Origin of the sequence: Exiguobacterium sp. s78 (assembly GCF_018618985.1) — a bacterium.
In the GTDB taxonomy this organism is placed as follows: Bacteria; Bacillota; Bacilli; order Exiguobacteriales; family Exiguobacteriaceae; genus Exiguobacterium_A; species Exiguobacterium_A abrahamii.
The window spans coordinates 156,742-168,161 of record NZ_JACSNB010000003.1 but is presented as its reverse complement, the minus strand read 5'-3'; the positions used below and the strand labels follow the sequence as shown (position 1 = coordinate 168,161).

Here is an 11,420-nt window from a genome sequence, read left to right as displayed (position 1 = left end):
GTTCTCCCTCACTCTTCAATTTGTTTATCTAGTCGTCGTGCACGTTCTATTAATTGCTGAATTAATCGTTGTCGCACATCTGGAGACGGTGCGCCGAACTGAAAATGCTCCGACAATTTCAAACCGTCTAATGTAAAGCGAATCGACAATACTTCAACCGGATCCATCTGTTCTGTCAGTTGGCGGAAGAACTGCTCCGCTTGTCGCTTTCGTTCCTCGACGAACGTCGCATGATCCTTTAACAAGGACAACAAGTAAAGAAGCGCATCCATGTCGAGATGGAACTCCTCTTGTTGCTGGATTTGCAACGTCACGAACGCTTCCATCGGTCCCATCGTCAACTGATGCTGTTCATATAGTTCAAATTGTCGTGCTTCTTGCGCCTCGATGACCCCCATTAATAAAGCTTCTTTCGAAGCGAAATGATACAATAGTCCACCTTTTGAGACATTCGCTTGTTTCGCTACTTCTTCAAGCGTCAATTGGGTGAATCCTTGTTGCAAAATGATCGTCGTCGTTGCTTCAAGAATCCGACGCCGTGTCTCTTGCGCTTTTGCACTGGCCAATAGTCTCCCCCTTCCCTCATATTTACTGTACCGTCTGGACGGTTTCTTTTTACAGTGTACGAATTCTTATTTCAAGATGCAATCGCTTTGTTTATGTTTCACGTGAAACTTTCGTGAACGAAAAAAAAAGACTGACTCAAATGTCAGTCTCTACAAATAAGGACGTGAAAAGACGCGTCATTCTTTTTGAGTCAGCCTCTTTTGAATCCATTATTCGTCTGCTTCGCGTGCACTCTCTCGTAGTGCCGCTTGCATCGTATCGAATAAGTGATGCTCCCGTAGCACTTGGACGCCACGATCTGTCGGTCCACCAGGTGCCGCAACATCAGCAATCAGACGATCCGTACTTGCGTCGGAGCGCATGAGAATTTCAGCCGAACCTTTCATCGCTTGAGCAACGATTCGGCGTGCATTTTCTTCTTCAAAACCAGAATCCGTCAAAACCGGCACCATGCCAGCTACGATTTCATAGAAGAAAGCAGGACTACATCCAGCTGCCGCCATGAATGCAGGCATCGTCGATTCATTTGCTTCCGCAATTTCTCCGACACGTCCAAATAATGCCTCGACTACACTTCGGATCTCTTCATTCACGCGTGAGCCGAACCATAGTCCAGTCATTCCTAAACGGTGTGCGACTGGGGTATTTGGCATGGCAGCAACTGTCGGACGTTTTGCCAACTGTTCGATTTCATATGGTGTAATATGTGCAGCAATCGAAACGATCGTCTGATTCGTCCATTGTTGATTCGCTACATAGTCGAGTACACCATCGGGTTGCATGCCCAGCATGACGATATCGTATAAGGAGACGTCCTCCTGCTCGACCGTTTGAACACCGTGTCGTGCTGCGACTTCTGTCAAGCGTGCCCCACCACTCCGATTCGTCATCGTGATATCTTCTCGTGCAAATCCAGAAGCGACCCATCCTTGAACGAGTGCCTCACTCATCGCACCGGCTCCTACTATTAATAGTTTCATCATCTATCCTTCCTTTCCCTCAAAAAAAGACCAGTCATGAACTGGTCTTGTGCGGGTCCATTATACACGAACGGCTAAATCTTCGACAGCAACGACACGAAGTCCCTTGTCGTCAAGTTTCTTGACGATTTTTTTCTTCGTCTTCTCGTCACAATCCGTCGGTAATGTAATCAATACACGACGCATGACGCTACTCTTCGCATCGAGTGTCATCAGACTCGCGACCGTTGAATATTTGTTGACGATCTTCGAGATTTTCTCAAGTGCCCCTTTTTGTTCACTTAGGGCTACTGTCAAGACATAACTTCCAGAATCACGGTTCCACGCTTCTTCAAGCATTCCAAGCATTTTTCCGTGAGGTAGGATACCGAAGAAATGACCATCGTCATTTAAGACAGCGATATACGGTAATTCCTTGATTGAGAAGAAGACTTCAAAGAAATTACTTCCTGTATAGATGTATTTGGATGTATTCTTAATCAGCGACATGACGTTGTCGTCTAAGCTGCCACCATTCATCCCATGCCGATAGATGTGCATCTTATAGATGTTGCCCTTGAAGTCCTGTCCTGATTGATCAAGGACCGGGACACAGCGGTATCCGGTTTTTTCAAGTGTGTCGAGTGCTTCACGAATCGTCGCTGTCTCGGAAATCGTGACACATTGATGCTTCGGAATACATAAACTTTGTACGAGCATAATAAAATCCTCCTCTTTTACCTGATTACGCAGACTTAATCATATCATTCGATTTTCATGCGCCATATCCTCTTTTCCCACTTCTGATGCGCTTTTATTCTTACAATCACAAGACAATCTCTTGCAATTACAACGTAATCCAACTCATTTCAATCAAGTACACTTCACTTTTTACATTGTCAGACAATTTATTAAATCTACAATCGCCTTCATATTAAGATTTATTAAGATTTCGTAAAGACGCTTCATAAATGTATTCTTTTACAATACCGTCTGCTACAATCGAACTCGTGAAGTTACTTCACTATTCTATTCTTGTTCTTAATATGGAGGCAGAAGAAATGTTTAGTAAAAAACAAGATCCATTCGCAGTGAAATTATCCGAAATCGCAGGACACTTAAAAACGACTTCGCAATTCTTCGTTGACTTTAAAATCAACGGCATCGCGGATGTAAAAGAATTTGCACATAAAGTAAAAGACTTCGAAACAGCTGGGGACGATTTGATGCACCAGTTGATCATCGACTTGAACAATGCGTTCATCACGCCGATCGACCGTGAAGACTTACTCGCACTTGCTAACGCACTTGATGACGTCTTAGACGGCTTTGAAGAATGTTCAGCGATCTTCGAAATCTACAATATCGTTCAAGCAGACGAGCACATGATCAAGTTCGTCGATGAAATCAACATCGCTGTCACAGAACTCGCGATGTCAATGGATCTTCTTGTTGCACGTAAATTGCAACCGATGCGTGAACACGTCATCAAAATCAAAGAACAAGAGACGATTTGTGACAACCTACGCCGTAAATCGATCAAAGCATTGTTCGCAACAGAAACAGATCCAATCAAAATCATCCAATATAAAGAAATCTATGAATCGCTCGAATCAATCGCGGACTACTGCCAAGATGCAGCTAACGTCATTGAAACGATCATCATGAAAAACGCTTAAGTGAGGAGCTAACGAGATGGATAGCCTGTTTATCATCACCGCCATAATCGTGATTCTCGCACTTAGCTTCGACTTCATCAACGGTTTCCACGATACAGCGAACTCGATCGCGACTTCGGTGTCGACTCGTGCTTTGAAACCACGTCATGCCATCATCTTGGCTGCATCGATGAACTTCCTAGGTGCAATCACGTTCACTGGAGTCGCAAAAACGATCTCTGGTGACATCGTTGACCCGTCAACACTTGAACATGGTAGCTACGTCGTCATCGCTGCCTTGATTTCAGCCATTGCCTGGAACCTTTTGACTTGGTACTTCGGTATTCCGTCAAGTTCTTCGCATACACTGATCGGTTCGATTGCTGGTGCCGCTGTTGCCTCTGTCGGATTCGGAGGAATCGAAGCAAAAGGCTTCTTGAAAATCGTTCAAGCCTTGCTCATTTCACCAGTGCTCGCATTCACACTCGGTTTCATCGTTTATGCAATCTTTAAAGTCATCTTCAAAAAAGGGAACTTGGCGAAGACGAATCGTCGCTTCCGTCATGTTCAAATTGCAACCGCTGCTTTGCAGTCGTATACACACGGTACGAACGACGCACAAAAAGCGATGGGGATCATCACGCTTGCTTTGATCTCATCTGGTTATCAAACAGATCACGAAGTTGCGACTTGGGTTAAACTCTCGTGTGCGATCGCGATGGGTCTCGGAACATCTGTCGGTGGATGGCGGATCATCAAGACCGTCGGTGGTCAAATCATGAAAATCCGTCCAGTCAACGGGGTTGCAGCTGACTTAACATCAGCAGCAATCATCTTTGGAGCGACAGCGATTCATCTTCCGGTTTCGACGACACACGTCATCTCTTCTGCCATCTTGGGTGTAGGTACATCACACCGTAAGAAAGGTGTAAAGTGGGGAACAGCACAACGTATGCTCATTACATGGGTCATCACATTGCCAATTTCGATGGCTTTCGCTGCCTTGATCTACTATATTCTCGACTTCTTATTCATTAAATAAGTACTTGCCCCGCCTACTCAAAAGAGGTGGGGTTTTGTGTACGTCAGAAGCGTCGATAGTTGTTGTTTTTCCCATAATTCGCTATGATGAAGAACAAGAAGGATTGTCTATTTCTTTAGGAGGAATGCCCCATGACAAAACGTAAAGCCTTAACGATTGCTGGTTCCGACACGAGCGGTGGAGCTGGTATTCAAGCTGATTTGAAAACATTCCAAGAACTTGGTGTCTATGGAATGAATGCTTTGACGGTCATCGTCGCCCAAGACCCTGATCACTCTTGGCACCATGCGGTTTACCCAATCGACACAGAACTCGTCCGGACACAAATCCACACGGTCCTTGGAGGTATTGGTGTTGATGCGATGAAGACGGGTATGCTCCCGACTGTCGAAATCATTGAAGCCGTTGCTGAGAAAATCAAATCATCCGGCGTTCAAAACGTCGTCATCGATCCTGTCATGGTCTGTAAAGGCGAAGACGAAGTGCTGAACCCTGATACAGCAAACGCACTTCGTGATGTCTTGACACCACTTGCGACGGTCGTCACACCGAACGTCTTCGAAGCCGGACAACTGTCGGGTCTTGGTAAAACACCAGCAACGATCGACGAGATGAAACTTGCAGCAGCGCGGATTCATGAAAAAGGTGCGCAATACGTTCTTGTCAAAGGTGGCAGCAAGATTGACCATCCACAAGCAGTTGACGTGCTTTATGACGGAAAAGAGTTTATCCTGATTGAGGACGAACGAATCGAGACACCGTACACGCACGGTGCTGGCTGCACGTACTCTGCAGCAATCACGGCCGAACTCGCAAAAGGTGCATCGGTAGAAGCTGCTGTCCGTACAGCAAAATCTTTCATCACTTCCGCGATTCGTCATTCATTCCGTTTGAATGAATACGTCGGACCAACTGACCACGCTGCACATCGTACAGTCCAGTCTTGATCCGCTTAAGAAGTCCGCGATATCCGCGGACTTCTTTCTGTATAGGAGAGGAGAAAAGTTTATGCAAGCCATTGATTTACAAGAAATACAGCGTTATATCGACGAACATGCGAATACACCGTTATATGTACACGTCGAGACGACGAACGGTGCCTACGCGACGCACCAAGATCCAACTTTCCATAGCGCAGGGATGTTTTTCCGTAATGCGGAAATCACTTACGAACGTGGTCTGATCACAGGAAACGGACCTTACCGGATTGGTTTGAAACTTGCACACGGCTGGTTATACGGTGAAGGATTGACTGACTTCGAATTTGCTGGGGATCAATTGTTGATTGCCGGTCACGATATCGAAGGACGTCTTGCGATTGCTTTTGAACTTAGCCCGACACCATTCGCTCAAGGCGCAGAGGAGGTAGACGCATGACACACGAAGATCATTTACTCGTCGTCTTCCCTCACCCGGATGATGAAGCCTTCAGTTCTGCCGGTACGATCATCGAGCACGCTGAAAACCGTGGTCCTGTCACATACGCTTGTTTGACGCTTGGTGAGATGGGACGTAACATGGGACGCCCTGTCTTTACGAACCGGGAACAGCTCGCAACGATTCGTAAACGTGAGTTGATCGATGCTGCTGCAAAAATGAAGATTTCGGATCTCCAAATGTGGGGACTTCGTGATAAGACCGTTGAATTCGAGGATGAAGCGGCACTTGCTGACCGTATTCTTTCCTTGATTCAACAGACACGACCAACTCGTTTGATTTCGTTCTATCCGGGTTACGCGGTCCATCCCGATCATGAAGCGACAGCTCGTGCCGTCGTTCGTGCCCTTCGGATGATGGATCCTGCTGATCGCCCAGAGTTTCTTGCGGTCGCTTTCGCGAACAATACGAAAGAAGAGCTCGGGGAAGGAACGTTCATTCATGATGTCAGTGCCTATACGGATCAAAAGATCAAGGCACTCGAAGCGCACGCTTCACAAACAGGTGGTCTGATGAAAGTCATCTCGGAAGATTCGAACATTCGAGATCTACTCGTCAAAGAACGCTACTATCACTATCCACTTTAATCTTCTTACAAGAGATGCGTACCGTCCGATCGACGATACGCATCTCTTTTTTTGTCTTCATCAGAAAACGTCGACTTTTTCAATGGCTTCTGCTAGTGTGAATAGTTGAGACTATGTCTCCGGAGTTCGTAACCTCCTCCGTTACAAAAACTAGGAATGGAAGTGTACATTATGAAAAACGAACGTGCTCTTGTCGTCTTTAGTGGCGGCCAAGACTCAACGACTTGTTTGTTTCAGGCACTGAAACAATACGAAGAAGTCGAAGTCGTGACGTTTAATTACGGACAACGTCATGCACAAGAACTCGAAGTCGCACGCGACATCGCCTCTGAGCTTGGTGTCAAACACCATGAGCTTGATCTCTCTCTTCTCAGTCAACTGACGAGTAACGCTTTGACTGACCACAGCCAAACCATCACGACGAATGAAGATGGTCTTCCTTCTACTTTTGTAGATGGACGAAATCACCTGTTTCTTTCGTTCGCAGCCGTCCTTGCGAAAGGACGCGGAATCCGTCATATCGTCACTGGCGTATGTGAAACGGACTTTTCCGGTTATCCTGACTGCCGTGATGCCTTCATCAAGTCACTCAACGTGACATTGAACCTTGCGATGGACTATCCATTCGTACTTCATACGCCACTCATGTGGCTCGACAAAAAAGAGACGTGGGCGCTTGCCGATTCGCTCGGTGCGTTTGATTTCGTTCGAAATCGCACGTTGACGTGTTACAACGGCGTCATTGGAGATGGTTGTGGCGAATGCCCAGCCTGTGAATTACGGAAAAATGGCTTAGATGCATACATCAAGGAGGTTCAACACACATGACATTCAATTACGAAGCACCTGAAACGGTCGAGCGCCCGACTGGCGACTCGCTTATCTATACGAAATCTCGCGTCATGATCGTTAAAAAACTGACGTTCGACGCAGCGCACCACCTATATGATTATGATGGAAAATGCCGTGCCCTTCATGGTCACACGTACCATGTCGATATGGGAATCAGCGGTTTTCTGGATCACCGCGGTATGACACTCGATTTTGGTGACCTCAAAAAAATCTTCAAAACACATCTCGAACCACTGTTGGATCACCGCTACCTGAATGAATCGTTACCATACATGAATACGACAGCTGAAAACATGGCAGCCTGGATTTTCGAGACGCTCGGACAACACCTTCCGGACGAGCGTGGACTTCGTGTCGAATTCGTTAAGCTCTATGAGACACCGACTGCTTTTGCTGAAGTCCGTCGTGAGTGGATGAACGAAGCATGAGTGCCTTAACAAAAACACCAAAAATTCCGGTTCTCGAGATTTTCGGACCAACATTTCAAGGAGAAGGACGATCGATTGGTCAAAAGACGATGTTCGTCCGGACCGGTGGTTGCGATTACTCTTGTTCGTGGTGTGATTCCGCCTTCACATGGGATGGTTCTGAAAAACCTGAACTCTTGACGGCAGAGACGATTATAGAACGTCTTGATGCACTCGGCTCTTACGGACATGTCACGATTTCTGGTGGGAACCCGTTACTTCATGCTTCGATCGGCACACTGGTTGCGGCACTAAAAGAACGAAACATCACGATGTCCGTCGAGACACAAGGCTCCTACTGGCAAAATTGGTTGCTTGATATCGATGACGTCACACTTAGCCCTAAACCACCTTCAAGTGGGATGAAGATTGATTTCGATCGCTTGGATGTCTTTTTTAAACGTTTACCGGAACAACAGCGTGCTGTTAAAATCGTCATCTTTAATGAGGAAGACCTCGACTTCGCAGCGATGATTTCAGAACGATATGCGCTAAAGACACTTTATCTATCGCTCGGTAATCCTGATCCGCATGAAGAAGGAACGATCGCTCCACGCATGCTACACGATTTAAAAACACTTTGGGAACGCGTCGCCCGTGATGAACGCTTCAATCATGCGCGCGTCCTACCACAACTACACGCCCTCGTTTTCGCGAACGATCGTGGCGTCTAAGGAGAAATGATTTATGCGCCCTGAAGATTTAAACGACTTATCGTTACTTGGCCAAAAAGCCGTTCCATACATTTTTGAATACCAACCCGAAGTACTCGAAGCATTCCCGAACCGTCACCCGGAAAATGATTACTTCGTGAAATTCAATGCACCAGAATTTACGAGTCTTTGCCCGATCACGAATCAACCGGACTTCGCGACGATTTACATCTCGTACATCCCGGACGAAAAACTCGTCGAATCAAAATCACTGAAGTTGTACTTGTTCAGCTTCCGTAACCACGGTGATTTTCATGAGAACTGCATCAACGTTATCGGAAAGGATCTCGTGAAATTGATGGAACCTCGCTATCTTGAAGTATGGGGCAAATTCACGCCACGCGGTGGAATTTCAATTGATCCGTACTACAATTATGGGAAGCCTGGTACAAAATACGAACAAATGGCAGAGCATCGTCTATTCAATCACGATCTCTATCCTGAAACGATCGATAATCGTTAAGACGACTAAAAGAGGGACAAGGGGAAATCCCTTTGAGACTGAAGGCAAAGTGCAATTTTTCTCTAACGAGAAGGATTGCGCTTTTTTGTTCGTCTCGAATCGTTTTCCTGGGACAAGCATCGCACCGCTTCACTTCGCTGCAGGGTCGCTCTTGCTTGTTTTTCCCAAGGAATCGATGCCGAGTGAACAAAGCGCTTCTCTGATTGTTCTTTCGATATAAAAAAATGACGCGTTACACGCCACTCCTACAGGAAAAAGCGCGATTTTGCGCTGTCAGAGACAAACAAGACCCGTTTTTCTGCTCGAATAGAGCGGGAAAACTGGCTTGTGTCTCGCCTGAGGAAAGGGCGTGAAAAGACGCGTCATTTTTTGAGTCAGCCCATTTGTCTACAATCTACAAGAAGAAATCCCCTTGTTCCTCTTTTTTGATTCTCATCAACTAGATGGAAGGTCGATCAAGGACGGGCTATCATGCTGACGGATGACCTCAGGTGGCCAGATATGCCGAATTAAGTGATCCGAAGGGACATGTAAGACACGGGCCAGTCGCTCAATCATTGAAAATGAGGGATGGGCAATGCTACTTTCAATACGCTGGATCATCTCAGGTGTCGTCTCAGTTAACTCTGCTAATGTATTTTGATCTAACTGATGACGTTCTCGTAATGTACGAATCCGCTGTCCGTACTGTCCGATCGGTTGAATCCCTTCTTTCATCCGCTTCAAACATCCTTTCTTCTTTTAAAACTAAACAACGTTCACTGTAGTCTTATTCCCACTTTTTTAAAATCTGAATACCTTTCCGAACTATCAATTTCTAATCAAAATAAAATTTCAAATATTTTTCTTGTAAAACACTAGCTTTTTAAAAAGTTATCGCTTACAATTCTATATGCAAACGGTTGCATTAATCGCTTACATTATTGCACTGTTCTTACACACATATTAGAGAAAAAGAGATACAAAAGGAGTGAATGATCTTGAAAAATGCTATTTCGTTCGATTTTTGGCAAAAACTCGGTAAAGCCTTGATGGTCGTCATCGCGGTTATGCCTGCTGCAGGAATCATGATCTCGGTCGGGAAACTGATCGGCATGTATGGAGGCGATATCGCGTTAATGCAAACGATTGCTCGAATCGTTGAAGATTTAGGTTGGGCTATCATTACGAACCTTCATGTCTTATTCGCCGTCGCGATTGGTGGGTCATGGGCAAAAGAACGTGCTGGTGGTGCGTTCGCAGCGTTACTCGCCTTCATTTTGATCAACCGTGTCACAGGAGCTATCTTCGGTGTCAACGCTGACATGATCGCGGACCCAAAAGCAACGGTCGATTCATTGCTTGGTTCTGAGCTCATCGTAAAAGATTATTTCACTTCAGTTTTAGGGGCACCTGCTCTCAACATGGGAGTGTTCGTCGGAATCATCTCTGGTTTCCTTGGTGCCGTTCTCTTTAATAAATTTTATAACTTCAGTAAATTGCCAGATGCGCTTGCATTCTTCAACGGAAAACGTTTTGTACCATTCGTCGTCATTGGTGGATCAGTCGTTGCAGCATTCGCCTTATCACTCGTTTGGCCGTTCGTTCAAGGCTTATTGAATGACTTCGGTCGCTGGATTGCCTCTTCACGTGATTCTGCACCGATCATTGCACCGTTCGTATACGGTACACTCGAGCGTCTATTACTTCCGTTCGGTCTTCATCACATGTTGACTGTCCCGATGAACTACACGGAACTCGGTGGAACGTACAAAATCCTGACAGGTGCTGCTCAAGGATCGACGGTTGCTGGTCAAGATCCGCTTTGGTTAGCTTGGATCACTGACCTCGTTAATTTAAAACAAGCCGGTAACACACAAGGATACAATGACTTGATCAACAGTGTCGTTCCTGCTCGTTTTAAAGAAGGACAAGTCGTCACATCACTTGCTTCATTGATCGGTATCGCTGTCGCAATGTACATGTCAGTTGATGAAGATAAGAAGAAAGCATACAAACCTGTCTTCTTATCTGCTGGACTTGCAGTTTTCTTGACAGGTGTCACGGAGCCAATCGAATTCATGTTCATGTTCATCGCTCCTGTTCTTTACGTCATCTATGCTGTGCTCACGGGTGTTGCTTTCGCACTAGCAGATGTCATGCATCTTCGGATTCACGCATTCGGTGCGATCGAACTCTTGACGCGGATTCCATTGATTGCAAAAGCTGGATTAATTGGTGATTTAATTCGTTTCATCGGTGTCTGTGTGTTCTTCTTCTTCTTGAACTTCTTCACGTTCCGTTTCGTCATCAAGAAGTTCAACTATGCGACACCAGGTCGTAACGGGAACTATCTTGACGATATCAACGTATCTACAACTGAAGCTTCAGGTGAGGCTGCTGCGACATCAGCTCCTGCCGACGGTTCGCAAGCTTCACAAATCATCGATTTGCTTGGTGGACAGCAAAACATCGAGGACGTCGATGCCTGCATGACGCGTCTTCGTGTCACTGTCAAAGATCCAGCGCTTGTTGCAAAAGAAGCAGACTGGAAAGCAAACGGTGCACTTGGTCTGATCCTTAAGAACAATGGCGTGCAAGCCATCTACGGTCCAAAAGCCGATATCTTAAAATCAGATATCCAAGACCGGATCGGCGCATAAACCTGCGAGATTAGGGAACTACCTAAAGGTGAA

Annotated in this window: 14 protein-coding genes; 10 read left to right on the top strand and 4 right to left on the bottom strand. The window is 45.9% G+C overall.

Annotated elements, in window-relative coordinates; genetic code table 11:
- Positions 1-8 precede the first annotated feature (8 nt).
- The 3 genes from KNQ18_RS13930 to cbpA all read right to left on the bottom strand — a co-directional run bounded on the left by KNQ18_RS13930 (position 9) and on the right by cbpA (position 2,246).
- Positions 9-566 carry a TetR/AcrR family transcriptional regulator gene (locus tag KNQ18_RS13930; protein WP_087681646.1) on the bottom strand — a complete coding sequence of 186 codons (558 nt, stop codon included), beginning with the start codon at positions 564-566 and terminating at the stop codon, positions 9-11.
- Between the two features lie 210 nt (positions 567-776).
- The gene (locus tag KNQ18_RS13925; RefSeq protein ID WP_215085206.1) at positions 777-1,547 is read right to left on the bottom strand and encodes a pyrroline-5-carboxylate reductase family protein; all 771 of its coding nucleotides are present in this window, start codon (positions 1,545-1,547) and stop codon (positions 777-779) included.
- Positions 1,548-1,607: 60 nt separating this feature from the next.
- On the bottom strand, positions 1,608-2,246 hold the full coding sequence (cbpA, locus tag KNQ18_RS13920) for a cyclic di-AMP binding protein CbpA (protein ID WP_023469717.1): 639 nt from the start codon (positions 2,244-2,246) through the stop codon (positions 1,608-1,610).
- Between the two features lie 341 nt (positions 2,247-2,587).
- Here cbpA and KNQ18_RS13915 point away from each other — a divergent pair, with 341 nt between their 5' ends.
- From KNQ18_RS13915 to queF, 9 genes are all read left to right on the top strand, one after another.
- Positions 2,588-3,205, top strand: coding sequence for a DUF47 domain-containing protein (locus KNQ18_RS13915; protein WP_023469718.1), 618 nt, complete (start codon positions 2,588-2,590; stop codon positions 3,203-3,205).
- A gap of 16 nt (positions 3,206-3,221) precedes the next feature.
- The gene (locus KNQ18_RS13910) at positions 3,222-4,226 is read left to right on the top strand and encodes an inorganic phosphate transporter (RefSeq protein WP_023469719.1); all 1,005 of its coding nucleotides are present in this window, start codon (positions 3,222-3,224) and stop codon (positions 4,224-4,226) included.
- A gap of 131 nt (positions 4,227-4,357) precedes the next feature.
- Positions 4,358-5,173 (top strand): pyridoxine/pyridoxal/pyridoxamine kinase, encoded by an 816-nt coding sequence (gene pdxK / locus KNQ18_RS13905; RefSeq protein WP_023469720.1) that lies wholly within the window; start codon positions 4,358-4,360, stop codon positions 5,171-5,173.
- A 61-nt stretch (positions 5,174-5,234) separates the two neighbouring features.
- On the top strand, positions 5,235-5,603 hold the full coding sequence (locus KNQ18_RS13900) for a YojF family protein (protein ID WP_029342921.1): 369 nt from the start codon (positions 5,235-5,237) through the stop codon (positions 5,601-5,603).
- On the top strand, positions 5,600-6,250 hold the full coding sequence (gene bshB2, locus KNQ18_RS13895; protein ID WP_215085204.1) for a bacillithiol biosynthesis deacetylase BshB2: 651 nt from the start codon (positions 5,600-5,602) through the stop codon (positions 6,248-6,250). Before KNQ18_RS13900 ends, bshB2 begins: the two co-directional genes overlap by 4 nt.
- Positions 6,251-6,421: 171 nt before the next feature.
- On the top strand, positions 6,422-7,078 hold the full coding sequence (queC, locus tag KNQ18_RS13890; RefSeq protein WP_023469723.1) for a 7-cyano-7-deazaguanine synthase QueC: 657 nt from the start codon (positions 6,422-6,424) through the stop codon (positions 7,076-7,078).
- Positions 7,075-7,530 carry a 6-carboxytetrahydropterin synthase QueD gene (gene queD / locus KNQ18_RS13885; protein WP_023469724.1) on the top strand — a complete coding sequence of 152 codons (456 nt, stop codon included), beginning with the start codon at positions 7,075-7,077 and terminating at the stop codon, positions 7,528-7,530. Before queC ends, queD begins: the two co-directional genes overlap by 4 nt.
- Entirely contained in the window at positions 7,527-8,243 is a 717-nt protein-coding gene (gene queE / locus KNQ18_RS13880) for a 7-carboxy-7-deazaguanine synthase QueE (RefSeq protein WP_023469725.1), read from the top strand. Before queD ends, queE begins: the two co-directional genes overlap by 4 nt.
- Positions 8,244-8,256: 13 nt before the next feature.
- A complete protein-coding gene (queF, locus tag KNQ18_RS13875; RefSeq protein ID WP_023469726.1) occupies positions 8,257-8,745 on the top strand; it encodes a preQ(1) synthase in 489 nt (162 codons plus the stop codon).
- 435 nt (positions 8,746-9,180) lie between these two features.
- Here queF and KNQ18_RS13870 read toward each other — a convergent pair whose 3' ends face one another.
- Positions 9,181-9,462 carry a helix-turn-helix domain-containing protein gene (locus KNQ18_RS13870; RefSeq protein ID WP_023469727.1) on the bottom strand — a complete coding sequence of 94 codons (282 nt, stop codon included), beginning with the start codon at positions 9,460-9,462 and terminating at the stop codon, positions 9,181-9,183.
- A gap of 314 nt (positions 9,463-9,776) precedes the next feature.
- Here KNQ18_RS13870 and KNQ18_RS13865 point away from each other — a divergent pair, with 314 nt between their 5' ends.
- Entirely contained in the window at positions 9,777-11,387 is a 1,611-nt protein-coding gene (locus KNQ18_RS13865) for a PTS transporter subunit IIBC (RefSeq protein WP_244150235.1), read from the top strand.
- The last annotated feature ends 33 nt before the right edge of the window (positions 11,388-11,420 follow it).

What these genes read in the sequence shown, in the direction of transcription:
- KNQ18_RS13925 (WP_215085206.1), bottom strand. Translation starts at nt 1,547, where the DNA reads ATGAAACTATTAATAGTAGGAGCCGGTGCGATGAGTGAGGCACTCGTT.
- cbpA (WP_023469717.1), bottom strand. Translation starts at nt 2,246, where the DNA reads ATGCTCGTACAAAGTTTATGTATTCCGAAGCATCAATGTGTCACGATT.
- KNQ18_RS13915 (WP_023469718.1), top strand. Translation starts at nt 2,588, where the DNA reads ATGTTTAGTAAAAAACAAGATCCATTCGCAGTGAAATTATCCGAAATC.
- KNQ18_RS13910 (WP_023469719.1), top strand. Translation starts at nt 3,222, where the DNA reads ATGGATAGCCTGTTTATCATCACCGCCATAATCGTGATTCTCGCACTT.
- pdxK (WP_023469720.1), top strand. Translation starts at nt 4,358, where the DNA reads ATGACAAAACGTAAAGCCTTAACGATTGCTGGTTCCGACACGAGCGGT.
- KNQ18_RS13900 (WP_029342921.1), top strand. Translation starts at nt 5,235, where the DNA reads ATGCAAGCCATTGATTTACAAGAAATACAGCGTTATATCGACGAACAT.
- bshB2 (WP_215085204.1), top strand. Translation starts at nt 5,600, where the DNA reads ATGACACACGAAGATCATTTACTCGTCGTCTTCCCTCACCCGGATGAT.
- queC (WP_023469723.1), top strand. Translation starts at nt 6,422, where the DNA reads ATGAAAAACGAACGTGCTCTTGTCGTCTTTAGTGGCGGCCAAGACTCA.
- queD (WP_023469724.1), top strand. Translation starts at nt 7,075, where the DNA reads ATGACATTCAATTACGAAGCACCTGAAACGGTCGAGCGCCCGACTGGC.
- queE (WP_023469725.1), top strand. Translation starts at nt 7,527, where the DNA reads ATGAGTGCCTTAACAAAAACACCAAAAATTCCGGTTCTCGAGATTTTC.
- queF (WP_023469726.1), top strand. Translation starts at nt 8,257, where the DNA reads ATGCGCCCTGAAGATTTAAACGACTTATCGTTACTTGGCCAAAAAGCC.
- KNQ18_RS13870 (WP_023469727.1), bottom strand. Translation starts at nt 9,462, where the DNA reads ATGAAAGAAGGGATTCAACCGATCGGACAGTACGGACAGCGGATTCGT.
- KNQ18_RS13865 (WP_244150235.1), top strand. Translation starts at nt 9,777, where the DNA reads ATGGTCGTCATCGCGGTTATGCCTGCTGCAGGAATCATGATCTCGGTC.